Annotated in this window: 22 protein-coding genes and 4 pseudogenes; 5 read left to right on the forward strand and 21 right to left on the reverse strand. The window is 47.0% G+C overall.

All coding sequences use genetic code 11. The annotated features are described in order from the left end of the window. Positions 1 to 26 precede the first annotated feature (26 nt). Genes M3650_RS19225 through M3650_RS19260 form a run of 8 tightly spaced genes read right to left on the reverse strand, consistent with a single transcriptional unit; the run spans position 27 to position 7791 of the window. Positions 27 to 809: an enoyl-CoA hydratase gene (locus M3650_RS19225; RefSeq protein WP_251576982.1), complete on the reverse strand. Its 783-nt coding sequence runs from the start codon at positions 807 to 809 to the stop codon at positions 27 to 29. 37 nt (positions 810 to 846) lie between these two features. After that, complete coding sequence (locus M3650_RS19230; protein ID WP_251576983.1) at positions 847 to 1749, reverse strand: hydroxymethylglutaryl-CoA lyase; 903 nt, start codon at positions 1747 to 1749, stop codon at positions 847 to 849. Positions 1750 to 1771: 22 nt separating this feature from the next. Next, positions 1772 to 1984, reverse strand: coding sequence for an acetyl-CoA carboxylase biotin carboxyl carrier protein subunit (locus tag M3650_RS19235; protein WP_251576984.1), 213 nt, complete (start codon positions 1982 to 1984; stop codon positions 1772 to 1774). A 58-nt stretch (positions 1985 to 2042) separates the two neighbouring features. Further along, positions 2043 to 3395 carry an acetyl-CoA carboxylase biotin carboxylase subunit gene (locus tag M3650_RS19240; protein ID WP_251576985.1) on the reverse strand — a complete coding sequence of 451 codons (1353 nt, stop codon included), beginning with the start codon at positions 3393 to 3395 and terminating at the stop codon, positions 2043 to 2045. 14 nt (positions 3396 to 3409) lie between these two features. Continuing rightward, a complete protein-coding gene (locus M3650_RS19245) occupies positions 3410 to 4549 on the reverse strand; it encodes an acyl-CoA dehydrogenase (protein WP_251576986.1) in 1140 nt (379 codons plus the stop codon). Between the two features lie 20 nt (positions 4550 to 4569). After that, positions 4570 to 5763 carry a dihydrolipoamide acetyltransferase family protein gene (locus M3650_RS19250; protein ID WP_251576987.1) on the reverse strand — a complete coding sequence of 398 codons (1194 nt, stop codon included), beginning with the start codon at positions 5761 to 5763 and terminating at the stop codon, positions 4570 to 4572. Between the two features lie 18 nt (positions 5764 to 5781). After that, on the reverse strand, positions 5782 to 6765 hold the full coding sequence (locus M3650_RS19255) for an alpha-ketoacid dehydrogenase subunit beta (RefSeq protein WP_251576988.1): 984 nt from the start codon (positions 6763 to 6765) through the stop codon (positions 5782 to 5784). Positions 6766 to 6777: 12 nt separating this feature from the next. Continuing rightward, positions 6778 to 7791 carry a thiamine pyrophosphate-dependent dehydrogenase E1 component subunit alpha gene (locus M3650_RS19260; protein WP_251576989.1) on the reverse strand — a complete coding sequence of 338 codons (1014 nt, stop codon included), beginning with the start codon at positions 7789 to 7791 and terminating at the stop codon, positions 6778 to 6780. 331 nt (positions 7792 to 8122) lie between these two features. Between M3650_RS19260 and M3650_RS19265 the strand changes: the two are divergent. Further along, a pseudogene (locus tag M3650_RS19265) lies at positions 8123 to 8416 on the forward strand (isochorismatase family protein); the annotation flags it as partial. 94 nt (positions 8417 to 8510) lie between these two features. Here the strand turns inward: M3650_RS19265 and M3650_RS19270 are convergent. Together M3650_RS19270 and M3650_RS32685 are read right to left on the reverse strand one after the other, a co-directional pair. Beyond that, positions 8511 to 8951 (reverse strand): GNAT family N-acetyltransferase, encoded by a 441-nt coding sequence (locus M3650_RS19270; protein WP_251576990.1) that lies wholly within the window; start codon positions 8949 to 8951, stop codon positions 8511 to 8513. A gap of 45 nt (positions 8952 to 8996) precedes the next feature. Further along, a complete protein-coding gene (locus M3650_RS32685; protein ID WP_369011135.1) occupies positions 8997 to 9254 on the reverse strand; it encodes a GNAT family N-acetyltransferase in 258 nt (85 codons plus the stop codon). A gap of 274 nt (positions 9255 to 9528) precedes the next feature. Here M3650_RS32685 and M3650_RS19275 point away from each other — a divergent pair, with 274 nt between their 5' ends. Then, the gene (locus M3650_RS19275) at positions 9529 to 10935 is read left to right on the forward strand and encodes an MBOAT family O-acyltransferase (RefSeq protein WP_251576991.1); all 1407 of its coding nucleotides are present in this window, start codon (positions 9529 to 9531) and stop codon (positions 10933 to 10935) included. Positions 10936 to 10956: 21 nt separating this feature from the next. Next, on the forward strand, positions 10957 to 12231 hold the full coding sequence (locus tag M3650_RS19280; RefSeq protein WP_251576992.1) for a DHHW family protein: 1275 nt from the start codon (positions 10957 to 10959) through the stop codon (positions 12229 to 12231). Positions 12232 to 12558: 327 nt separating this feature from the next. Here the strand turns inward: M3650_RS19280 and M3650_RS32690 are convergent. The 7 genes and pseudogenes from M3650_RS32690 to M3650_RS19315 all read right to left on the reverse strand — a co-directional run bounded on the left by M3650_RS32690 (position 12559) and on the right by M3650_RS19315 (position 18667). Beyond that, positions 12559 to 12806: pseudogene (locus M3650_RS32690) on the reverse strand (DUF5316 domain-containing protein). Positions 12807 to 12930: 124 nt separating this feature from the next. Then, positions 12931 to 13095: a response regulator gene (locus tag M3650_RS32020; protein WP_285848549.1), complete on the reverse strand. Its 165-nt coding sequence runs from the start codon at positions 13093 to 13095 to the stop codon at positions 12931 to 12933. A 131-nt stretch (positions 13096 to 13226) separates the two neighbouring features. Next, complete coding sequence (locus tag M3650_RS19295; protein ID WP_251576994.1) at positions 13227 to 14582, reverse strand: erythromycin esterase family protein; 1356 nt, start codon at positions 14580 to 14582, stop codon at positions 13227 to 13229. 244 nt (positions 14583 to 14826) lie between these two features. After that, positions 14827 to 15168: pseudogene (locus M3650_RS19300) on the reverse strand (serine hydrolase); the annotation flags it as partial. Between the two features lie 250 nt (positions 15169 to 15418). Continuing rightward, positions 15419 to 16846, reverse strand: a complete 1428-nt coding sequence (locus M3650_RS19305; RefSeq protein WP_251576995.1) for an MFS transporter — start codon at positions 16844 to 16846, stop codon at positions 15419 to 15421. After that, positions 16843 to 17937, reverse strand: coding sequence for a saccharopine dehydrogenase family protein (locus M3650_RS19310; RefSeq protein ID WP_251577061.1), 1095 nt, complete (start codon positions 17935 to 17937; stop codon positions 16843 to 16845). Before M3650_RS19310 ends, M3650_RS19305 begins: the two co-directional genes overlap by 4 nt. A 430-nt stretch (positions 17938 to 18367) precedes the next feature. Continuing rightward, positions 18368 to 18667, reverse strand: coding sequence for a DUF4358 domain-containing protein (locus tag M3650_RS19315; protein WP_251576996.1), 300 nt, complete (start codon positions 18665 to 18667; stop codon positions 18368 to 18370). A 60-nt stretch (positions 18668 to 18727) separates the two neighbouring features. On the opposite strand from M3650_RS19315, the pseudogene M3650_RS19320 reads away from it, so the two are divergent. Then, a pseudogene (locus M3650_RS19320) lies at positions 18728 to 19089 on the forward strand (transposase); the annotation flags it as partial. Positions 19090 to 19255: 166 nt separating this feature from the next. On the opposite strand, the gene M3650_RS19325 reads toward M3650_RS19320, so the two are convergent. From M3650_RS19325 to M3650_RS19335, 3 genes are all read right to left on the reverse strand, one after another. Next, a complete protein-coding gene (locus M3650_RS19325) occupies positions 19256 to 20545 on the reverse strand; it encodes a DUF4179 domain-containing protein (RefSeq protein ID WP_251576997.1) in 1290 nt (429 codons plus the stop codon). Further along, on the reverse strand, positions 20511 to 21074 hold the full coding sequence (locus M3650_RS19330; protein WP_251576998.1) for a sigma-70 family RNA polymerase sigma factor: 564 nt from the start codon (positions 21072 to 21074) through the stop codon (positions 20511 to 20513). Before M3650_RS19330 ends, M3650_RS19325 begins: the two co-directional genes overlap by 35 nt. A gap of 78 nt (positions 21075 to 21152) precedes the next feature. Beyond that, complete coding sequence (locus M3650_RS19335; protein ID WP_251576999.1) at positions 21153 to 21524, reverse strand: hypothetical protein; 372 nt, start codon at positions 21522 to 21524, stop codon at positions 21153 to 21155. A gap of 471 nt (positions 21525 to 21995) precedes the next feature. Between M3650_RS19335 and M3650_RS19340 the strand changes: the two genes are divergently transcribed. Continuing rightward, complete coding sequence (locus tag M3650_RS19340) at positions 21996 to 23378, forward strand: SMI1/KNR4 family protein (RefSeq protein ID WP_251577000.1); 1383 nt, start codon at positions 21996 to 21998, stop codon at positions 23376 to 23378. A 125-nt stretch (positions 23379 to 23503) separates the two neighbouring features. On the opposite strand, the gene M3650_RS19345 is transcribed toward M3650_RS19340, so the two are convergent. Continuing rightward, complete coding sequence (locus M3650_RS19345) at positions 23504 to 23947, reverse strand: DMP19 family protein (protein ID WP_251577001.1); 444 nt, start codon at positions 23945 to 23947, stop codon at positions 23504 to 23506. Positions 23948 to 23999 lie beyond the last annotated feature (52 nt).

A 23999-nucleotide genomic window follows, 5' to 3' on the forward strand; every position in this document is an offset into this window, starting at 1 on the left:
ATTCCTCCTTATCTCCAACATGCTTGTTACTCGCCCTTAAATATGGGGGGACGCTTATCTTTGAACGCCTGCAGTCCTTCCGAGCGATCCTTTGTCGGAATCGTTACTTCATAGGCATTTTGCTCAATCGCAAGCCCGGTGCTCAGATCCGCATCACATCCCTTATCGATTGCGAACTTGGCCTGCGCCACGGCGATAGGAGCATTTCGAACAATGTGGCTCGCTATTTCTAATGCTTTATCGAGAAGGGATTCAGGCGGCGTCACAACTTCCACCACCCCCATGTCCCTAGCCTCTTTGGCATCGATTTTTCTTGCCGTGAAAATGAGCTCTTTGGCGCGCCCCTTCCCGATCAGCCTCGGCAACCGCTGCGTTCCGCCTGCGCCAGGAATAATCCCAAGCGAAGTCTCCGTAAGGGCGAATGTTGCCGTTTCGGAGGCGATCCGAATGTCACATGCCAACGCCAATTCCGTTCCCCCGCCAACAGCGGCTCCGTTCACGGCGGCAATGACCGGCTGGGGCAAGGCTTCTACATCATTGATGCTCTCGCGAATCAAAGAAACCGTCCTACGCACCCGGTTCATGTCCATTCCTGCGCGCTCTTTTAAATCGGCGCCTGCGCAAAAGACTTTCTCTCCAGCCCCTGTGACTACGATACAGCGAACAGACCGGTCAAATTTACATGCCGCAGCCGCATCCCGCAATTGTTCCAGCATCTTTATCGATAGCGCATTGGCGGCTTCCGGCCGGTTTAAAGTCATGAGCACAATTCCATTTCCCATGTTGGAGACCAATACGGCTTTTTCCATGCTCCTCCTCCTTCCCTGAACCGAATCATGAGCCTGCCTATCCGTTCGAGCTGCCGACCTGAAGATTACGGCTTGGTAAATCTCTTCCTATCTTTTCCTGAATAAAACGGGCCGCGGAGAGCAGCTTTTCCTGATTTACCCCAGTTCGAATCCCCATCGCATCCAGCATGTAAAGCAAATCTTCCGAAGCCACATTGCCCGAGGCGCCAGGCGCATACGGGCATCCGCCTAAACCGCCGACTGAAGCATCAAACTTCGTGATCCCCATGTCCATGGACACCAGAATATTAGCCAGAGCCGTCCCGCGCGTATCGTGAAAGTGCAGGGCCAGTTTTTTGGCATCGAAACGCTGCAAAAGAATATCCAATACACCTTGCACCTGCTTAGGATTTGCAATGCCAATCGTATCCCCAAGTGATAACTCGCCAATCCCCATTTCGAACAAAGTTTCCGCTACCCGGATCACCTCGTCGATGGACACAGGACCTTCATAGGGACAACCGAAGACGGTTGACACATAACCGCGGACTGACTTTCCTGCTGAGAGAGCTTCTTGCGCCACTTCTCTTAGAATGGGAAAGGTAACGCGAATAGACTTGTTTATGTTCCTTTGATTATGGGCTTCGCTGGCAGACATAAAGACGGCTGCTTCATCCACATCGACTTCCAGCGCTCGCTCTAGACCTTGACGATTCGGAACGAGAGTTGAATACATGATGCCAGGCATCCGTTCAATTCCTGTCGCAACTTCAGCGGCATCTGCCAGCGCCGGGATCCACTTGGGATTCACAAACGAAGTGATTTCAATGGATTTGAGTCCGGTGCCGGACAATTGGTTGATCCAAGCGATTTTATCCTCTGTTGGCACAAAGACCTTCTCATTCTGTAATCCATCCCTCGGACCAACCTCTTTGATCGTCACACTCGCCGGCCAGTTCATCTCCCCAACCCCCAGCATACGTTTACTCCAGCTCGATCATTAGATCTCCTTCATTAACAAAGTCGCCTTCGCTCACGATTACTTCCTTTACCGTCCCGCCGGAACCAACCGTAATCGCGATCTCCATTTTCATCGATTCCAACACGACCACGTTTTGTCCCGCTTCGACTTGATCCCCAGGCTTGACAAGAATTTTATATACATTCCCCGCCATAACCGCCACGATTTTGCTCATCTGAATAACCCCCTGTTCTACGAATAGCCTTTCGTTAACTCGTCGAGGCCCTATCCGATCAAGTCATGTCTTCTCCATTAAAATATTTCGCAACGAAACTCGTTGTCGTATCGCCTGAACGGAATGCGGGATGCGCGATGACTTCTTGCAGCATTGGGATGTTTGTTTTGATGCCCTCAACCTGATAATCGGCCAGCGCCTCTTGAATCCGGTCAATCGCTTCGTCGCGATCCTTCCCTTTGACTATGAGCTTAGCAATCATCGGATCATAGAAAGGAGTGACCATGGAGCCATCATGTACAGCCAACTCATGGCGGATTCCGTCTCCTTCAGGTATAGCAAACTTCGAAATCACTCCCGGAGATGGGAAGAACGTCTTCGGATCTTCCGCATAAATCCGCACTTCAATCGCATGACCGTCGCGTTTCACATCGGATTGACCAAAATTCAAGGAATGTCCGGCCGCAATTCGCAATTGCTCTGCAACCAAGTCTAAGCCGGTAATCTCTTCTGTAATCGTATGCTCCACCTGTAGACGAGTATTCATTTCAAGGAAATAGAAATTTTTATTCCCGTCAACTAAAAACTCGATGGTTCCTGCATTCCGGTATGCGATGGATTGAGCCGCCCTTACCGCCGCTTCTCCCATTTTGCTTCTCGTGAGTTCATCCAAATAGGCAGAAGGGGCTTCCTCCACTACTTTTTGATGACGGCGTTGAATGGAACATTCCCGTTCCCCTAAGTGGACTGTATTCCCATAGGAATCGGCCAAAATCTGAATTTCGATGTGCCGGGGATTTTCCACAACCTTCTCTATATACATGGCCCCATCTCCGAAGAAATTAGAGGCACGTTTCTGGTTCCCTTCAAATGCTTGCTTCATTTCCGATTCGTTATAAACGATCTGCATGCCGATCCCGCCACCACCGGCTGAAGCCTTGAGCATGACCGGATAGCCGATACGATGGGCTGCCCGTGCTGCTTCTTCCGCATCCGCTAATGGATAGGAAATGCCGGGGACTACAGGCACACCCGCTTTTTCCATGCTGTTTCGGGCTTCAATTTTACTACCCATGCGGGCAATGACATCCGCTGATGGACCGATGAATACGATACCCGCTTCCTCGCAACGGCGTGCAAATTCAGCATTTTCCGAGAGAAGTCCGTATCCGGGATGAATCGCATCCGCTTTTGACAGACGGGCGATGTCTAAAATTTTGTCGATTTTTAAATAGCTATCTGTTACTTTGGGATTTCCCACCTCGTAGGCCTCATCTGCCATTTTGACATGAGGGGCTTCCTTATCCACTTTCGAGTATATGCTGACAGTGGCAATGCCCAGCGATTTGCAAGTGCGGATTACTCGAGCCGCAATTTCGCCCCGGTTGGCGATTAGAATCTTTTTGAACATAGATACAATCCCCTTTAACAACCGATCTGGCGTGCAATGACCATTCGTTGCACTTCCGAAGTTCCTTCCCCGATCTCTAGCAGCTTGGCGTCCCGGAAGAATCGCTCGACCTGGTATTCCTTCATATAACCGTAACCGCCATGGATCTGAACGGCTTGATCGCACGCCTTCATGCATATTTCCGAAGCAAATAATTTGGCCATCGCCGCTTCCTTCTTGAACTTCCTGCCTTTATCCTTAAGCCATGCCGCTTTATACACCATAGTGCGTGCGAGTTCAATATTCATGGCCATGTCGGCCAGCTTGAATTGGATGGCTTGAAAGGAGGATAAGCTTTGGCCGAATTGTTTTCTTTCTTTGGCATATTGGAGTGATTTTTCGTAAGCCCCTTGGGCAATTCCGACCGCCATCGCTCCGATACCGATTCGGCCTCCGTCAAGCGTAGCTAAAAATTGCTTGTATCCATGTCCTTCTTTCCCTAGAAGATTTTCTTTGGGAACGGTTACATCTTCTAAAACTAACTCCGTTGTATTCGAAGCGTGCAGACCCATCTTTTCATAATTGCTAATGACCGTAAATCCTGGTGCATCTGTAGGCACGATAAACGCACTGATTCCATCCGTCCCTTTGGAGCGATCCGTTACGGCCGTGAGCGCCAGGCTTTTGGCAAAGCTTGCATTGGTAATAAAGCATTTGGAACCGGAAATGATCCACTGAACCCCATGCAGCTTCGCTGTCGTTCGGGTTCCGCCTGCATCGGAACCGGCATTCGGTTCCGTCAGCCCAAACGCCCCCAAGTATTCTCCTGTACACAGGGGGGTTAAGTATTTTTCCTTTTGCTCGTGCGTTCCGAACAAATGGATCGGTGCCCCGCCTAACGAAATATGGGCAGAATAGGTGATGCCCGTGGATGCGCATACCCGGCTTAATTCTTCTACAGCGATAGCAAAGCTTATTGTATCTGCTCCCCCGCCGCCATATTGTTCGGGAAAAGGCAGACCCATGACTCCCAGCTTCGTTAATTTCTCGAACACAGCCTCCGGAAATTGCTTTGTGCGATCCCGTTCATCTGCGCCCGGGGCAACCTCGCCTTCCGCAAAATCACGCATCATCTTCTTTATCAACGCTTGTTCTTCGGTTAAATCAAAATGCATGATTTCATCGCCCCTTTCTTTTAATCGAGTCCGATGTCCGTGCTATAACCTTCAATCTTTTGCTTGACTCTATGCAAGAAGCGGCCGCACACCAGACCGTCCAAAACCCGGTGATCCAAGGAAAGACAGATGTTCATCATATCGCGGACGGCAATCATGTTATCAATGACGATCGGACGTTTTTCGATGGCTTCAACACTTAAAATGGCCACTTGCGGAGGAGTGATGATTGGGGCGGAAAGAACGGAGCCGAAAGAGCCTGTGTTATTAACGGTAAAAGTTCCGCCGGTTGTATCCTCTACCGCTAACCTGCCCTCCCTCGTCTTCTTGACCAATTCATCTACTGCTTTGGCAAGATCGAAAATGCTTTTTTGGTCGGCGTCCTTAATGACCGGAACGAATAACGCTTGATCGGTGGCAACGGCAATCGAGATATGAACCGCTTTCTTGACGATAATGTGATCATCTGCCCACTGCGAATTTAAGATGGGGAATTCCTTCAAGGCTTCTGCAACCGACTTGATAAAGAATGGCAAATAAGTTAAATGGATTCCTTCTTTTTTCTTAAACTCCTCTTTGATCTGGTCTCGATAACGTACCAGATTGGTGACATCGCATTCAACCATAAGCCAGGCGTGAGGGATTTCCTGCTTGCTTTTTAGCATTCGTGTGGCAATCGTTTTGCGGATGCCGGTAACCGGGATCGTCTCGTCGGCTTGAGTTAACGGAGAATGGACGGCAGACAGGTCATCCACCGAACTCTTTCCTTGCAAAATCTCCAAGATGTCTTTTCTGGTGATGCGTCCGGCAACGCCTGATCCTTCTATACGGGAAAGATCCAGGTTGTTTTCTTGCGCCAGCTTAAGCACAGCCGGCGAATAGCATTGGTTCATGGCTGCTTGCGTTGTCGCATCATCGGCTTGCTGATATTGAGCGGCGGCTGACGTCTTTGATTCAACCGGCGTGATCGCTTGTTCTTCCACCGCAATACAGCAAAGCAAAGCTCCTACCGCTACCGTTTCGTCCTCTTGAACGATAATTTCGGATATCGTGCCGCTAAAAGTAGAAGGAACCTCCGCAGTAACTTTATCTGTAATCACTTCGCATACGGGATCATACTTATTGACTTTATCCCCGATGTTTACGAGCCACTTGGAGATGGTTCCTTCCGTTACACTTTCCCCTAATTGGGGCATAACGATTTTCTCAGCCATATTCTCCTCCCGATCGGATCATAATTGCGCCAATTCTTTCATGGCCTGATATACTTTATCCGGATTGAGCATGAAGAATTTCTCCATTGGCGAACTATACGGCATAGCGGGAACGTCCGGACCGCAAAGGCGTTTAATCGGAGCATCCAATTCAAAAAGGCATTCCTCTGCGAGCACAGCTGCTACTTCAGCCCCAACGCCTCCCTCTTTGTTGTCTTCATGAATAATCAGCACTTTACCGGTTTTACGGGCAGCCTCTACAATAGATTCCTTATCCAGAGGATAGAGCGTACGCAAATCCAGAATGTGAGCGCTGTATCCTTCTTGGGACAGTCTTTCTGCCGCTTCCAACGCAAAATGCAAGGTAAGTCCGTAAGAAATGACCGTGAAGTCTTCTCCTTCCCGCTTAATATCAGACTTCCCGATGGAAACAATGTAATCCGAGTCCGGCACCTCTCCTTTAATCGATCGATAACATCGCTTATGTTCAAAGAAAAGAACGGGATCTTCATCGCGGATGGCTGCTTTTAACAGTCCTTTGGCATCATAAGGGGTGGAAGGTGTGACCACTTTTAAACCGGGTATGTTGCAAAACATGGCTTCGACGCATTGCGAATGATAGAGGGCGCCCCGAACTCCTCCTCCATAGGGAGCACGAATGACCAAGGGACAGTTCCAATCTCCGTTCGAGCGGTATCTCATTTTGGCTGCTTCATTCACAATTTGGTTTACAGCAGGCATGATATACTCGGCAAACTGAATTTCTGCTACAGGCCTCAATCCATAAGCGGAGGCCCCAACCGATACACCTGCAATGGCCGCTTCGGATAGTGGCGTATCTATAACCCGTTGTTCCCCAAACTCCTCATAGAATCCCTGTGTAACCCGAAACACCCCTCCACGTACCCCGACGTCTTCTCCTAGCACAAATACCCTTTTATCTCGCTGCATTTCTTCCCGAAGAGCTTGGGTCACTGCATCAATATAAGAAATTACGGCCATTTCTCACTCCCCCTATTCTGCATACACGTGCTTAAGGGCATCTTGCGGAGCCGAATCCGGGGCATTCTCCGCATATTCCGTGGCCTCATCGACTTCCATGAGCATCCGGTCATGGATTTCCTTCTCTTTACGTTCATCTAATATCCCCACATCTTTAAGATAAGTCCTGAAGGTTACTAGCGGATCCTTCTTCCTGGCTTCTTCCACTTCTTCACGGGAACGGTAGGTTCGATCATCGTCGTCGCTTGAATGAGGGACTAAACGATAGACGACCGCCTCGATAAGCGTTGGCCCTTCTCCTCTTCTTGCTCGATCGGCCGCCTCTTTCGTGACCTTATATACTTCTAAGGGATCATTGCCATCCACACTGATGCCGGGAAACCCATAGCCTTTTGCCCGATCCGCGATACTTTCACAAGCCGCCTGCTTTGAAAACGGGACAGAAATGGCATACTTGTTATTCTCGCACAAGAAAATGACAGGAAGCTTGTGCACCCCTGCAAAGTTCGCCGCTTCGTGAAACTCCCCTTGATTGCTGCCCCCGTCCCCAAAGGCCGTTAACACGACAAGTTTTTCCCCCTGCATTCTTCCAGATAAAGCGATTCCAACACCATGCGGCACTTGACTCGATACGACACTGGACCCGGAAAGAATATTCAGTCTTTTACTCCCGTAATGCCCTGGCATTTGGCGTCCGCCACTGTTTGGATCTCCCGCCCTGGCAAAGGCGGACAGCATCAATTCCTTTGCCGTCATCCCGAAAACAATGGCCATACCCATGTCCCGATAATACGGACACAGAAAATCTTTCGTTCGATCCAACGCATAAGCCGCTCCTACCTGTGCTGCTTCATGACCTTGGCAAGAAACGAGAAAAGGGATCTTTCCCGCACGATTTAGAATCCACATCCGTTCATCTACTTTTCGCGCCAACACCATATGCTGATACATTTCAAGAATCTGCTGATCCGATAAATCGAGTGCTTGGTGCCGGTTCTTGACTTGACCATTTCCGGTTTTATTCATATCATATCCCTCCGACAATTGTGCCGCTGCCTACTGCGGTTACCTTTATGTTACATACCGTCATTCCAATCGTGAAATATAAATTGTGCATAGAAACTATGCAAAAAAAATATAGCCAGTTTATTTGTTTGTTGGCTATATCGCCCTTGTACCAACTTGAGGCGTGGTTGCCCGGAGACGTCCGGAGCGTGGATTGTGCCGATAGGGCAGGGATTTGGGTCGTAGGTACGAATTATAAAAAACGCCTCGAACCTATTGAGCACATAAGGCGCTTGACTGACCTGAATGGTCATAAAATAAACCTGGGCTTCCCCTCGTAGATAAATTCTACAAAACTGATTTAGAGAATATTTTACAAAAGAATAATATTCGAACTGTTATTGTAACTGGTTACTCAGCTAATGGAGCGGTTCTTCACACAGCTACAGCTGCTGCATTCCGTGGATATAATGTTGCGGTTCCTGTTGACGGAATGTCTGCTGCCAATCCATATGCCGAACAGTACACAGCATGGCATTTGCTTAATAGTCCTGGAACACGAAACCGAGTCGTATTAACGAAAACTGATTTCATAACACTTTCCAGTAAACTTTTAGGAAAATCTGGATCGATGCGTATTCGGTAATGTTGTGTGTGATGATGACAACACAGTTATGAAACTTAATAAACCGAATCAGACGTTCCATGCAAGTCTTATGAGTCACTGTACTAGCTCTTTTTTATGGTATATTGACTTTTCTTTGAAACCAAGACGCTGAATACAAATTTTTCGCAGGATTGCCTTTGACAACCCCTAGCTTCACGATTTTTTCGCCGCGACGCATAATTTCATTTACAAGAAATGAAACAAAAGCTCTGCCGTATCCACGCGATTGAAAATCATGTCGAACAGAGACATGACTCAGCTCACTGCCGTCAATAATTCCGACCGCCACGATTTCACCGTCGACAAGCATCACGTATATGTTGCTTTTGTTTTCTGCAAAACTCTTCCGTTCCCTTTCATTAGGAGGGAAATAATAAGTCGGGAGCATACCTACGCGTTTATGCATCTTATAAAAAGCGATTTCGCTAATACTATGACATGTAAGATAATCATCATCCTCATATTGCCTGCCAAAAATATGACTTTCAGGTAGAGGTTCACCTTCCCGCTCCATGATGTAAGATGAATAGCTTATATAATGACCATTTTTATATAAAAATTACAGAGATGAACGGTCGCCATCGATACATGTACCCATCGAACGTTCTACTGCCTCGTTTTGGGAAAGCAATTGATCCGCCTTTACCATAAGTGCGATCCCAATACCCATTCTTCTATATTCCTTGCTGACAAATATCGTTGTCTCCGCTTTTCTCTTTAAACCATCAAATGAGAGAAAAGCTACTATTACGCCGTTATAACGAGCAACAAAAATACTGTCAGAGAAAAAATAAGAATAGAGGCTTCTTTCTGCCAGTTAGCCTAAGGAATCTATTGTTTTGAGCTTCTCCTGAAGGTTTTACATGAGATGGAATAGCTGGTATAATACTCAGGATTGTTGAGGCAACCAATGTTACAGATGAAAAACTGTGACCCAAAAGATGAACACTTGGAATCAAAGTGACAACATCTTTTCGGGTCTTTTGCAGTTATTATCAAACTTGCGATAATAGCGAGGCAAGTTTTCCGGTCATATCATTCTTAAATTCAAGCAATCACACCCATGATCCAACATAAGGAGGAAGTTAGTTTTGGTCTTTAGTTCAGTCATATTTTTGTTTTTCTTTTTACCGCTTGTTCTTACTCTATATTTTGCTGTTCCGTTCAAATTCAAAAATACGATTCTATTAATTTTCAGTTTAGTCTTCTATGCATGGGGTGAACCGAGGTATGTCATTCTAATGATATTATCCATTATCATGAACTATGGTTATGGGATTTGGATCGATGTAACGGAAAATCAACCCAAAAAGAAAGTCTACATATTAACGATGGCAATCGTTGCTAATATCGGAATTCTAGGCTTCTTTAAATATGCTAACTTCTTTGTTGATGTCATAAATGCTTCCCTACAAACGAATATTCATTTGAAGACTGTGCCATTACCTATAGGAATTTCTTTTTATACATTCCATGCGCTCAGTTATTTAATTGATGTGTATAGAAAAAAAGAAAAAGCGCAACGAAATCTATTCAGTTTGTCGCTTTACATCACATTTTTCCCGCAGCTAGTAGCAGGTCCTATTATTCGATACAATGCTGTCGCCAAACAACTCAGTAAACGCGTATTTTCTTCTATACAGTTCACTGAGGGAATCAAGCGTTTTATTCTAGGTTTGTCTAAAAAGATACTCTTAGCCAACCCACTCGGGTTCACAGCAGACACCGTGTTCGCCACGTCTACAATGGATCTTTCAACCGGGAGTGCTTGGATTGGAATAATCGCCTATACGCTACAAATCTATTTTGATTTTTCAGGTTACAGCGATATGGCGATCGGTTTAGGTAAAATGTTTGGCTTCGAATTCGCAGAGAATTTTAACTATCCTTATATTTCTAAAAGCATTTCTGAGTTCTGGAGACGCTGGCACATCTCTCTTGGCAGTTGGTTCAGGGACTATGTATATATCCCGCTCGGTGGAAGTAGAGTTGCCCAGTGGAAGATCTATCGAAATTTATTTATTGTGTGGGCACTAACGGGACTTTGGCACGGAGCCAGCTGGACATTCATTGCTTGGGGCACCTACTACGGGATTCTTATCGCTCTGGAAAAAGCCGGTCTTGAAAAGATGCTTTCTAGGATTTATCCCTTAAACCATGTTGTGGTGTTGCTGTTAGTCATGATTGGATGGGTATTCTTCCGTGCTGACAACTTTGGATACGCGACAGATTTTATTACTTCTATGTTCTATTCTCGTGGCAATGAAATATTCGATTCCCAAGCACTTTCATTGTTATCTTTAAATTGGTTTTACATTGCTATTGCTATTCTTGTTTCGACGCCGGTATTTTCAAAGCTTCAAAAGCTGCAATTCAGCAAGTCGATAACCAGAGTACAGACCGCTTTTACCTTGTTGTTCTACTTCTTCCTGTTCGCGGAAGTGATCTTATTTCTTATTAATTCGACTTATAATCCTTTTTTATATTTTAGATTCTAATTTTTCAAAAGGAGTAACGAAGTGAATAAATCTATTTCAATCGTTTATATGGTCACCTTTTTAACTATTATTTTCGGCTTCGGAATTGCTAGCATCATTTTACCGGATCAGGACATTTCCACTAGTGAAAATAGAGCGTTAAGCAAGTTGCCCTACTTCAGTATCGAAGCCATTTCAAATCGTAGCTTTTTCGAAGACATGAATCAGTATGTAAATGACCACATCGTGTTGCGTGACGAAATGGTTAGAATCTACCAGAAACAGCAAAACTCTGGGATGTTTAACGCCATGTTGTTCGAGAACATGGTCAACGCTAATAATCCACATAAACCCGAAGATGGAACAATAGTAAAAGATTCACGGATCGTGTCCAAGCTTTTGGTGACTAATAATAAGTGGATATTTCCAAATACCGACAAAGTTCTGCATACCCATAATATCGATGCTTCGACTGCCAAATTAAACGATGCGGTTAAATTTGCCCAAGATCAAGAAACAGAAACGTTTTTCGTCTTTAACCCGTCAAGAACCAAATCATTGATGCATTTATACCCGAAATATCTGCAAACCGACGCGTATGCCAAATCGAAAAATTACTTCTTATCTAAACTCGATAAACATATTAACGTCATTAATATTGGTGATAAGTTCGATACCTTTACTAAAGCACAGTTAGAAGAGCTTTACTTGGAAACCGACCATCATTGGAATATCAAAGGCGCTTTTACAGCTTATCAGGAAATGATTACTCAAATCTCTAAGATGTCGACCAAATTCGAAGACAAGCCGATGTCTTTAAGTGATATCCATGTTTCTCAATTAACGACCGGCAACTTCGAAGGCAGTTATAATACTCAAATCAATTATGCCTTAAATCCCAAAAAATCAGATAGAACGATTATTTACGAACCTCGTACGCCGTTCACCTTTAAAAATTTTGAAGTTATTAATAAAGACGGCCAACAAACCATAAAGAACTTTAATGAATTTTATGGTTTCAAAAAAGGTCGGAGCACTTATTCTTATGGCACCATCTATGGCGGCGACAGAAGAAAAATCACTTATGAGAATTCAAACGCTAATAATAAATTAAATGTCCTGCTGCTTAAAGATTCCTTCATGAATCCCATTACGCCGTATTTAGCTCAACATTTCACCAAACTAACCGTTCTCGACAATCGATATTACACGGAATTCAGCTTAAAAAAGATTCTAACGAGCGAGCATTATGATATGCTAATCATCGCTTTCCACGACGACAATCTGTTTAGCGGTACTTATGATTTTGAGAAATAGGACGACAAATACGTCTAAGCAAAGAAAGCAAAGTCTTCCGCAGAAGACTTTGCTTTCTTTTACCGTCATAACCAATAAAATCATGTATATAGCTTCGCAATCCGGCTTTAATTCAGTTCCTTGTCTGTAATCTACTGAATTTCTTCCCGCAGATGCCACTCTTTTATTCAGCATCTTCCCCATTGCTTACTACCCCAATTAATAAATAAAAGACCGGTCAATGTCCGATTTTCGATATGTGGAGATTGATCGTGGTGTGGTTTACCAGTTGTATTCGGGACAGGTAGAGATGAACACGAGAAAACGTATGCCTAATTACGTCATTGCTCAAAACCATTTCGAACCGAAGTAGAGGATGATACACGTAAGAAGATTCGGCAAACCGACCAGTAAGAAAAAAGTGGATAATTTGAACCTTCGATTCATGGATTCCTGCCTTCGGTCGCCATATCTACACGTCTGGAATCGAGATCAATAAAAGCTCCAGAAAAAAGAGCGGCTAATATTAAGGCAGCCAATCCAACATACCCGGATAACCTGATTGCAATGGAAATATCCCAAGCGGCGACGGACATAGCGGTAATGACGATAAGACGCTGACTAACACGTTCTATGTCTCGATCTGGCTCAATTTGCTCGCGTGAGAATAATTGATTCGGGTGCAAGAAGAGCAGCCGAACAGCTCGAATTCCCGACTCGTCAGCGGAATCGGAAGGTTTCGATAAATAGCTGCAGGCTGTACAGATCCAGCGTTAGATCCCCTTGATGCAGCAGCTTCGGCTGGTGATCGAGATGGCTGCACTGCTCCCGGTGCAGATGCGCCTTGATTCTTGCTTTGAGCTCATGAATGCTGAACGGCTTCACGATATAATCGTCGCCGCCAACGTCGAGACCTTGAATTCGAATGGTACCTGCTTACGCGCCAAAAATCCCCCTGCAGCAACACACTTGGTGTTCACGACAGGGGGAGCGATCGATTCTCCAATGGAACCGGATTAGAATTTCGTTGTTGGTTCCTTCACTTTATCGAAGACGATGATGCCGTCGAACTGTTCTTTCGGAACGAAGCGCATCGACATCGGCACGATGATCTCGGACGTCATGCCATCCTCGGCTGCATAGATCGGCTTGAACATCCATGCGTTGTTCTGGTTCGGGGACTTGTGCTTCGATAGATCGGCAAAGGCAATCTTATAACCGCTTCGCATCATCACCTCCTCCAGACTTCCCTTCGGCATCGGCTTGATATCGAAGCTCTTCTGCGTCGTAATGGTGCTCGCCTTGCCGCTGTTCATATACAAACCGACCACATAGGCCTTATTCTTCAGCTTCTTATGGAGCAGTTCGCCCATGCTGGTGAAGCTGCCAATCCATTTTCTTTGCTCTTTCGTCTGAATTTTGGATGTATTTTTCGCCAGATGATCATTATGCGCCCATAAAATCACTTTTTTTCCGGGGTACATCACTTTCATTAACCACTCGACGTTATCGGCCATGATCCGGTCGCGGAATTCATAGCTTTCTTTCGTATCGTACGTCCCCATCTCCATGAACTTGACCCGATCTTCGAGCGTTTTGACCGCAATATCCACCATATGCGGGTTGGCTGGGTAAGCCGCAGCGAGTTCTTTCTTGTGCTCTTGGATGAACTGGATCAATGCCTTATATTCCGGTTCGTACGCTTCCTTGACCTTTCTGATCTCCGCCTTCGCCTCCGGATGGCTGTCGTCCATGCCGTATTGGTTGAGCACTTTATAGAAATCCGTCATCGCTTGCATTTCGAAGTTGAAATACTGCTCGCCTTGATCCTTGTCCACCTTGGCAATCCAACCGGCAATGAACTGCGTTAGGTATCCCGAAGTGAATTGCATGTCATAACCTGCAAGATACAGCGGATCTTTGGTTCCCTGCTGCTTCTTGATGTAATCGAATAGATTCAGCGTCTCCTTGGAATGCCAGATCGGGAAAATCGAACGCTGCATCATCTCTACCGAGGTCCATGTGCCGGCATTCTCGTTCGTCATGAAGGCGTCCCCAAGTCCTGATTCAAACGCGATCACGTCAAAATCCAGCTCTTCATGCAAATATTTGATCAGTCTCGTCTTCATGCTGCTGTATTCCGCGACACGGTGGAAGTTCTCGCCGAGGCTGACAACCGTCTTATCCTTCAAGATCGGCTTCAAGAACGCCAAATCCTTGTAGTCCGATGAGGTTAGCGATGTAATCTCCCGTACATTCTCTTTCAATCCGGCGTTCTTCTGCGGTGCCGCCGATGCGTTGACTGGGGATAGAATGAGCATAAATGCCAGACCCAGAGCCATCACTCCTGTTAATCGTTGTGTTGCTTGCATGTTGAATATTCTCCTCCTTCGAAGTCCACTATCGTTGCTTTCTTATCTGCAGAGACATCGTAACAGGAACTTCTAAGGAATGTATAAAGATGGAGTAAAAATCTTCAATGGGAGTGACAGACCCGATCAGCCCGAATATCCACGCGCAGCCTTGAAAGTGACTGAACGCCATCCCGCTATTCTCGTAATGCGTAATCTCCCATCGCCCGAAAAATAATCTGTCGCCAATCGCTGCATGCTTGTGAATCTTCGAGAGTTGATCAATTGAGTTTTCTGCAGCATAGCTCCTGCAGCCAGAGCTTTGGAGGTAGATGCATATGCAAACCTTTCATTAGGACGATAAGTTACTGTCTGGTTTGCACCCGTATCGATCGCATAGACGCTCAGTCGAGCATCAAACTTTTTCTCAAGTTGAGCGAACTCTCTGTAAGCTGCATGATTTGCATGTTTGATTTGCTCTGTTTTTTCTTTTGCTTCTACCTGTAAAGAGGTTACCATTTGCAAGACTCAATCTGAGTATCCCGACACATATCCCTATTTTTCCTTTGCCTAGAGCGTAAACAGCGGCAGCTACGCAAAAACGTATCCGTCCCCGAAAGGACGAATGCGTCCCGGTACCACCCTATTTCGAACGCCAGCCGATGCAAAGGGCAAAGCAACCACCCGCAAGAGGAGCCTTCCAGCCCGTGAGCCCTCTCTCTGTGCATGCGTTCCGTGGCGCTCATGCCTTTGGTCTTTGCTTTTCATGCTTTGCCTGTATTCTATATTGGACTTCCCCTGCCATACCGTGATTTTCAAGAGCGAACGGCACCACGGCGCAGGACAGGGGCCTGCCGTCATTTCTCTGTACTGATGCCATGTCGTCGCTTCATCATCCTTCTCCCTGCGTACCAGCTGTATCCGAGCGGCAGCAGGCTGGCAGCGCCGATCCAGGCGCCGAAACCAAAGATGTGCAGATACGCCTCCAACGGTTTGGCGGGATCGCCGTCGTCCATAAGCCCCAATCCCAGCGCGGCGCCGAGCACCAAGCCCACGTTACGCGTCAATGCAATCATGCTCCCGATCGAGCCTGCGTCTTCCTTCACGGCATAGCTCATAATAAAGCTGTTATTCGGCGAGGCGATCAAACCCATCCCCGAACCGATCAATGCCAGCGTGCAAATGATTCCCCACAGCGGCAGCCCGCCGAATGCCCCGGAGAACAGCATGAACCCGCCTGCCATGGCGCACAGCCCAAGACACATCAAGCGCCGTGAGCCTATATGATCCGATAAATGACCCGCGACGGGACCGATCACGGCCAAGAGGAGCGGATACGCCAGCATGACATAGCCTGTATCCGCCGCGGATACCGCAGTGGTCTCGGAGATATAGAAAGGCATGAGAACCAACGCGATATTGGCCATCAGGAACGATGCGCAGCTGATCATCAGGCCGCAGGCCATGGCCGGAATACGGAATGCCGCGAGCGGCAGAAAAGGATCCTCCTGCCGGGACTGCCACAGCCAGCTCAACGGCCAGACGATTAGCAAGACAGCGTACAGTAGAAACATACTCGGAGAGCCCCACCCTAAGGCGCCTCCGTTCACAATGACGTAGATTCCTGTGCCGATGCTGCCCAGGAACAAGATGGCTCCGACCACGTCCAATGAGGCTTTCCTCGTTTCCTCCTTCTGATCAGCAGGGATAAAGCGCACCGCCAGCCCGGTTGCGACGACCGCCACGGGCACATGAATCAGGAACGCCCACTGCCAGCTCAGCCAGGCCGCGGTGAAGCTGCCCGCAACCGGTCCAGCCATGCCGCCCAGGGCAACGGCGGTGCTCACGAACCCGAGAGCCCGCCCTCTGTGCGCGCCCGGCATATGAAACGTGATGATCGCCATATTCGTCGCCTGGAACATCGCCGCGCTTGTCGCTTGCACAATCCGCATCAAAAGGAGGATTGTGAGATTCGGCGAGAGCGCGACCAGGACAGAGCTAATCGTGAACAGGGCAATACCACAGTTATGAATGCGGCGATGCCCCCAACGATCGCCTAACTTGCCCATCAAGGGAAGAAGCGACGTAATGGCGAGCAGATACCCCGTCGTCATCCATTGCACTGTCCCGATATCCGACTGGAACACGGTGATGAACCGGGGAAGTGAAACGTTCACCACCCCGGCGGTAAAGTGAGACAAGAAAGCGCTGAGGCAAATAGCCGTCATCATCCATGCCCGCTGGTTGTCAGCTGTTCCGGGCTTGTCGTGTGCGGAAGCGCTCAACAGACTTCCCTCCCCTTCAGCGGAAGAGCAGATTGCCGGGTATCGAACATGATGTACGGCCCCAGTTCCTTCAGCATGGTTGCCACATCGGTCAACTGCTCAAGATGATAGACCCCGGCCGGGCTGTGCGAATCAATCAGCATCGCGGCGGCCGCAGCCACGACTTGTGCCGTCACGGCTGATTGATCCCTGCCCTGGAGGAAGTATTCCGCTAGTGCAGGCTTCCCCTCTTTGCTTCTTCCCCGAGCTTCCGCCTTGACGGCGAACCGGTCCCCGCCGAAGCGAAGCGCCCCGAGGCTGTGGATTATCCGCTTACGCAGCCAGCCCGCTTGGAGCAGCCGGACGGCCCCCGTCCTTCGGGCTCCGGCCAGCAGTCCGGTGACCAGGGGGGAATCAAGGCAGAAGCGCGTCGCTACGGAAGGAACGTCCAATGATCGCGAAAGGGTCTGCTGGTCGGAGAACGGGAAGCGGTAGGCCAGGCGGTTGCCGATGTCAGCGCCGAAATCGAACGTTTTGCTGTCCGTGAAGCTCAGTGCCTCCACTTGCCTCCCGTTCTGCGTGATGTCGAAGCGGGCGCCCATATTGTCTGCCGTCCATTCGATAGCCGCCTCCCCATGGGCATCACCGAGCTCAAGCATTATCGCGAGATCGATCTGATCCGTCTCGCCCAACAGCCGATGTGCCCCCAGCGCCAGGAGATTGGTCAGGCCGGGAGCCAACCCCACGCTTAACAACGCCGTCGCCCCTTCCCGGCATTTTTCCACTTGGCGGAGAAAGGAGCCATTGGCCGACACATCGATATAGTGCGTGCCAGCGCGGGAGCACTCGCGGACAAAGCCCGTATCGGTCTGATCCAGACACATGATAACGAGCTTCAAGCTGTTAAGCATGGCAGAAGGTATCGGTTTCCGGATATCGATTTCCAGCGGCCTGATTCTTCCTCCGGTGGAATGGCAGAAGCACTCGGCCCGTTCGCGGCTTCGTCTGGCTGCATACACCTTGCCAGGATAACGCTCTCCCAGTCTCACGCAAATGGTCCTCCCTACATGGCCGTAGCCCCCGATGACAACAATATCCTCTTTTGTATGCATCTCTATCACCATATTCTGTAAAATTTAGTAATTAATAAACATTCTCAATTATACAGGATCGAGTTAATTTTACCATCCCATATTTCAGTGATTGCAGCATGATTTATTTGATTTATATCATTAAATAATAGCTGCATTAATGAATTTGTTGAGATGTATCTCTACGACAACCATTCGCCTGTTGACCTTGGTAAGAACCCGGACTGCCAGAGCAGCATATCGGAAGGCGTGCCGGCCAAGGAATTGCGGCATCGCTTTATCTGTCCGCAAACCGATTTCTCAAGCCAGGGACTGGAGTTGCCCTCCGATGGGAGCTGAGCGAACATCTGCAATTAAGTTTCAGCCTGTTTCCTGCTTGAACTCAATTATGACCCCCTCTGAATGTACATATAACCACATTATTTTTGACGGGTCGCTGAAAGGCTTTGATTTATTTGAATGCCTCGTCAAATGCCCGTTCGATCTGCGCAGCATCCGTTGAGACCGCAAACAGAATATAGGAAAATTGCACCTTTAGTACGCGTTTTTCGAGAAGAGCATATTCATCGGGGCGATAGTCTTTGAATTTGACCGTTTGTGCGTCGATTCGTTTTGCAATATTTGCTTTGACGTTGGAGTTAGCCGTATACAGTATGAAGTCCTCAACTTGTTCGGTGCCAAGGACGTACAGCTTCTTCAGCTTATTCGCATCCCCTTTTTTAAGCTTATCCAATATGACCGACTGCTTCATGTGCTCCTCTATCTTGGCACATGTCATGGATGTGATGCTGTCGCGCAAGCCCGATCATTTATTCCGGGCGTAGGCGATAAGATGGCGGCAACTATTGGATCAGAAATTGGAGATGCTCAGCAATTTGATGATCCCAAGCAACTCGTAGCGTTTGCGGGGTTAGATCCGGGTGTGTATAGTTCCGGGCAATTTGTGGCCACAAGCAACCGGATAACAAAGCAAGGCTCCAAACGCTACGTCGAGCGTTACATCTGGCAGTCCAATGTGGATTAAGACGTGGCACGAACCCGAAGCTAAAGGGATATTACGATAAGAAAAGACAAGAGGGCAAACCCTACAAGGTGACGGTGATTGCTTGCGCCAACAAGCTAGTGCATCACATTTACGCCATCTTGAGAAAGGGCCAGCCCTACCAAACATAAACCATAATTAACCAATAACCTCCACGCCAATGGAGGTTATTAGGTATGCATAGAAAATTATATCAGCATCTCACCGTCAAGCCAAGACATTAGGGCTTGACAAACATTAGCTGGTTTTTGTGTTGTGTAACATAAGGCGATAAGCTGTTATAACAAGCGCATGATTTTATTTTTTGTTATCTACAGGAATCGATATTCTCTTCTTATAGGTTTTAATATATTTGTATCCGTCTACCAGTAAAAATTCTGGTTTTTCTGTCGTGTTAAACGAATACGTCTGCTCCCACAGAATGTTGCCGTTCTTCAAATCCCAAGGTCGCACGTTAGAGGTCGATGATACGGGAATTGCTTTGCCGCCGGCTTGTATGGATAAGTCTTTATCCAAGAGAGTAAACTGTCTTCTCGCAATGACGACATCATAACCTACAGCCGTTTGTTTAACGCTTCGAATCCAAAACTTTTCATCACCTATTTTAATGGAACGATCGGATGGTGATGCAAGCGAGATGGGGTCTTGAATTGTGTGATATCCTTCAAAATTGACGAGTTCAAGCTCAATATGCTGAATTTTGTCTGTTGGGAACGCATCAAATTCTAGCTGAAAGTCTGGACTACTTCCCTTCCTACCTCTGGCTTCAACTTCTGTTCCATTTACATAAAGCTTGGTCTGGCCAGAAAATCTCGGGTATTTCTCTAATTCATAATGCCCCTTTATGATGGTCGAGGTTGGCGAAGCTGTAATGTAGTCGTAGTGAATCGACCCTCTATCAACAGCGATGGATTCGGAAATATCCTCTCTAATAATACTCTTCATCGCTTTGTTCGCTTCAAACTCGAAGGAGAGTGGATAGGATATTTTCTCCCCATTCAGCCATTCATTGAATGTGAGGGTTAATGTTCGAGAAAATGGACTAACCGGCTCGAAATCACCACTTCCCACGAACTGGCTTTTGTTTTTGCCGGGACCTCCGCTCCCACCTAAGTAATCCGAATCGGTTAAGAACCCTTGCACTCGCACAAGGTCGTAACGTACAAAATCATCGTACGTATATTCAGTGCCTGCAGGTCGGTCAATTGTGTAATACATGCGAAAAACATTATCGTCCGCAATCACGCCATTAATGGTTAGAACAGTGCCGTCTTTGAACGTTGTGCTTTTGTTTACCTTTTGTCCGAGTCCCTGCTCCATCATTTCGGTAAAGCTGAGAGAGTTCAAGCTGACGCCGCCAAACAACTTGAGTCCATAATAAGCCAAGGCCGGATACTCATATACGCCAATCATTAGAATGAGTGCTGCAGCAACAGATGCAATCCATGCCCGGACTTTATTTCGGTTTCTTTTTTTGTCAGGAACATGTTGAAGTGCATCTCGAAGTCTGCCCTCGAAGTCTGACGGAGCCTGGATTTGATTCAAGGTTTCTTTATGCTCCTGTAACTTCTCCTCGATCGTTGTCATAACGATCACCTCCGATCATCACTTTTAGTTTTTGTATGCCCTGTGAGATTCTCGATTTGATGGTACCAAGCGGCGCACCGGTCATATCCGCAATGGTCTGATACGGAAGATCATGAACATAGCGAAGCTCGATCGCTTCCCGCTGCTGCGCATTCAGATGAGACAGCAGCACCTGCATGTCCATTTCGGACTCGGTATCACGATAGGGATTATTGTCCGCTAATGCAGCAAGTGACGGTTCTTGCTCGTCTTCCAATGGGACGAATTGCTCCTTTTTGCGAATCATTGTTTTGCACCGATTGACGAGAATCGTCTTGCTCCAGCTGTAGAACGCTTCGCTCTTCTTCAATTGATCTATCTTCTCATATAGGACGACGATCATGTCTTCCATTGCATCCAATGCATCATGCTCGTTGCCCATGTATGTATAGGCAAGACGATAATAAGCGTCCTTATCGGCCATAATGAGCTGTAATAATGCTTCTTTGTTGCCTTTTTTGGCTTGTTTGACAAGATGGCTTACTCTCATGTTCACTCCCCTTTTCATAGATAAGAGATCGCAGGGGTCAGAAAAGTTCATTTTATATATAAAAATTATACATAAGCGTCAAATAGCCCACACCTTGTTGCCAGATGTGGGCTCGAATAAACGATTGATTACGAACACCGCCCAGTGATCCAATTCCACATAGGCGTCATCCAAGTCTTGTTCGGAGGCAAAGTCTTGGAATTCGGAAAATACCGCTTCATCTTGCTCTGTTAATTGGCGTAAGTCACCTTCTATGGTTTCTTGCAGCAATACGTTCCTGTCGGCTTCTGTAAAATAGAAGATATAATCTGCACCATGCAGTGTAACCCCTGCATCAATTAATTTTTGCCGAAATATGTCCTCAGACAGTTCTACTTGCTCATTAAGGCCTGCCTTATCAGCAAGCGCCGGCGTCAGAACCGCCATAACCTTCCCGTAGGTCGTTTCCAACACCACAACCCGACGATCTTCGCTAAGATCAGGATTGATGACTACGTAAAGACTTCATCGTGATATAGGATGTCCCCGTTCCCAAATGGCTCTCGCCAAAAGTCGGTTATTATCTGTGGAAATAAAGGCATCCCGCTTGCTTGGTTTGTTTGCATTGTCATTATGTACAGACCTCTATTCCTTAAAGTATTCATTACCGCATACTATAATTGTGAATTAAGTCATACACCGTTTCAATGTTGAGTACTCTTATATCTATTTATTGCCTGTCTTCTCTCCTGGATGTTCGCTGATAAATGTACACAGCCGTTTAATGATGTTACTATTTAGTAAGGTAGAAGATTCCAAGCATGTTGGAGGATGGATCATTTCAACTGGTGCCCTATTGACGATCGCTGGCGGAGGTGTCGCTTGGGTGACGTCGATGTAAGACGAAGTAAATTTTATAGAAATATAATAGTGGAGGCTACGATGAACTACTTACATATGGAACAATTGAACCAATGGCATGAAGAAGACGAGCATCAACGGATCGTGGACTCGCTGTTAGCCATTCCCGAGGAGGAACGGGACTATGAGACGGTCAGTAGACTGGCCAGAGCTTATAATAACTTGGGGCTTTATGAGGAAGCGCTCCATCAATTTGACAATATAGCTGAAGCGGGCCAACACGATCCGCTGTGGCACTATCGGGTAGGTTTTGCTTTCTATCATGTAAGACGCTTTGAGGATGCAGCACAGGCACTACGTACCGCTGACAAACTAGAACCTGGCGATCCGAATATCGAATTCTTAATGAGATTAAGTGTGCAAAAAGCAGAAAAACAGCAAAGACAAGAGCGCCGGATTGCTGCCAAGCAAGAAGCAGCCTTGAAAGCTAACGGATCAGCAGCGGATGCGCCTTTTTCGGATATGTCGCTTGACGATTTTTGGGACGATAGCGAGTATGCGAGAAAATCCTATCAGTCCGATTCTCCTACGGATGAGCTGATCGCCTCGATCGAGGAAGAACTGGGATACAAGCTCCCCTCCTCTTATATCGCACTGATGAAGCACCGCAATGGCGGAATTCCCAATAACACCTGCTTTCCAACGGAGGACGCCACTTCCTGGGCTGAGGACCATATTGCTATTACGGGAATTTTGGGTATCGGCCGTGAAAAAAGCTATTCGCTCTGCGGGGATCTCGGCAGTCAGTTTATGATTGAGGATTGGGGATATCCTGACATTGGCGTCGTGATCTGCGATTGTCCTTCAGCAGGCCATGACGTCGTCATGCTGGACTACCGAGCTTGCGGAAGAGATGGCGAACCGGAAGTGATTCATGTTGATCAGGAGGACGATTATGAAATTACGTTCCTGGCCGAAAATTTCGAAGCATTTATTAGCGGTCTGGTGAGCGAAGAAGAATATGATACTTCCGAGGAGGATAAGTTAGCAGATCTTCACAAGGTAGCTCACGGCAACTTTTCTCCGTTGCTGGAGGAGCTATGTGCTAACGTAATCGAAATGGAGCAGATTGAGCAAATAATCCGCCGCATCTGTACACAGATTGTCGAAGAAAAAGGTCATTTCTCTTTTCATGCGGATGAATTATCGTATCTGATGTATGATGTGCAGTTTTGGTTGTATACAAAGTCATATCCAGAGACCAGTCGTGAGCAGTACCTAGGTATTTATGAGAAAATGATCGCCTTCGGCGGTGAGTTCGGTCAAGGCGGTTACGGCCCATCCTTTATTACAGATTGGCTGGATCGCCGCAAGAAGGAAGGGCGTATCATACAGGTTAATGGACACCTTCGGTTTACGGATCAGTCGATTGAGGAATTGGTTCAGCAGCTAAGAGAAGTCTGAAGGCTGGTCAGATTAAGCATAGACAGAGCCCACGTTCGACGGACGCGGGCTCTACTTCTTTTTCGTTCTCTTGTATCCCTATGTTTCGATTATTACGCAGCTGTTCTTGTCACTAAGTCACCCTTTTACGGAGTGTGTATTCCCAACTGCTCTACGTAATATTGATGTGCTATTTCCGCGATACGATCCTCGTCTTCCCAAAATTGCTCATCCAATTTATCCAGCCGTTCGATCTCTTCCTCAGTAAGGAACTTCGGAATATCCCATAGCTGTGTAAGGCGCTTGTCTCCTGACAAACGTTCGATACAGGCATATCCGGACTGTATGATTTCGAGTGCATGAACCGCTCCGATCGCTTGTAACGCCCGAACCGCATGGAGATATGCCGCTTCTCCCCAATTGCAAAAAAACTGTATAAACCCGCCGTTATAGAGATCAGCTTCCAGCAGCCACAAGGCAACAATCTCTTGTTCCTCCGGAGTCAAAGCGTTCCAGCCTGAATCATTCTTCTTATCCACAAAAGCGATGGCAAAATCGAACCAAATATCGCAGATATCAGTCTTATCCATTTTGTTTCCCCCTTTATATGTAAGCCTTCATAAATCAGAACATCATTATACG

It is taken from the genome of Paenibacillus sp. MER TA 81-3, assembly GCF_023713585.1.
Taxonomy (GTDB): Bacteria; Bacillota; Bacilli; order Paenibacillales; family Paenibacillaceae; genus Paenibacillus_B; species Paenibacillus_B profundus.

Coding starts and splice junctions, on each gene's coding strand:
- M3650_RS19255 (WP_251576988.1), bottom strand. CDS start 6,765: ATGGCCGTAATTTCTTATATTGATGCAGTGACCCAAGCTCTTCGGGAA.
- M3650_RS19245 (WP_251576986.1), bottom strand. CDS start 4,549: ATGCATTTTGATTTAACCGAAGAACAAGCGTTGATAAAGAAGATGATG.
- M3650_RS19240 (WP_251576985.1), bottom strand. CDS start 3,395: ATGTTCAAAAAGATTCTAATCGCCAACCGGGGCGAAATTGCGGCTCGA.
- M3650_RS19270 (WP_251576990.1), bottom strand. CDS start 8,951: ATGGAGCGGGAAGGTGAACCTCTACCTGAAAGTCATATTTTTGGCAGG.
- M3650_RS19260 (WP_251576989.1), bottom strand. CDS start 7,791: ATGAATAAAACCGGAAATGGTCAAGTCAAGAACCGGCACCAAGCACTC.
- M3650_RS19235 (WP_251576984.1), bottom strand. CDS start 1,984: ATGAGCAAAATCGTGGCGGTTATGGCGGGGAATGTATATAAAATTCTT.
- M3650_RS19330 (WP_251576998.1), bottom strand. CDS start 21,074: ATGAGAGTAAGCCATCTTGTCAAACAAGCCAAAAAAGGCAACAAAGAA.
- M3650_RS19295 (WP_251576994.1), bottom strand. CDS start 14,582: ATGCAAGCAACACAACGATTAACAGGAGTGATGGCTCTGGGTCTGGCA.
- M3650_RS19310 (WP_251577061.1), bottom strand. CDS start 17,937: ATGCATACAAAAGAGGATATTGTTGTCATCGGGGGCTACGGCCATGTA.
- M3650_RS19325 (WP_251576997.1), bottom strand. CDS start 20,545: ATGACAACGATCGAGGAGAAGTTACAGGAGCATAAAGAAACCTTGAAT.
- M3650_RS19250 (WP_251576987.1), bottom strand. CDS start 5,763: ATGGCTGAGAAAATCGTTATGCCCCAATTAGGGGAAAGTGTAACGGAA.
- M3650_RS19230 (WP_251576983.1), bottom strand. CDS start 1,749: ATGAACTGGCCGGCGAGTGTGACGATCAAAGAGGTTGGTCCGAGGGAT.
- M3650_RS19315 (WP_251576996.1), bottom strand. CDS start 18,667: ATGAAGCAGTCGGTCATATTGGATAAGCTTAAAAAAGGGGATGCGAAT.
- M3650_RS19225 (WP_251576982.1), bottom strand. CDS start 809: ATGGAAAAAGCCGTATTGGTCTCCAACATGGGAAATGGAATTGTGCTC.
- M3650_RS19340 (WP_251577000.1), top strand. CDS start 21,996: ATGAACTACTTACATATGGAACAATTGAACCAATGGCATGAAGAAGAC.
- M3650_RS19345 (WP_251577001.1), bottom strand. CDS start 23,947: ATGGATAAGACTGATATCTGCGATATTTGGTTCGATTTTGCCATCGCT.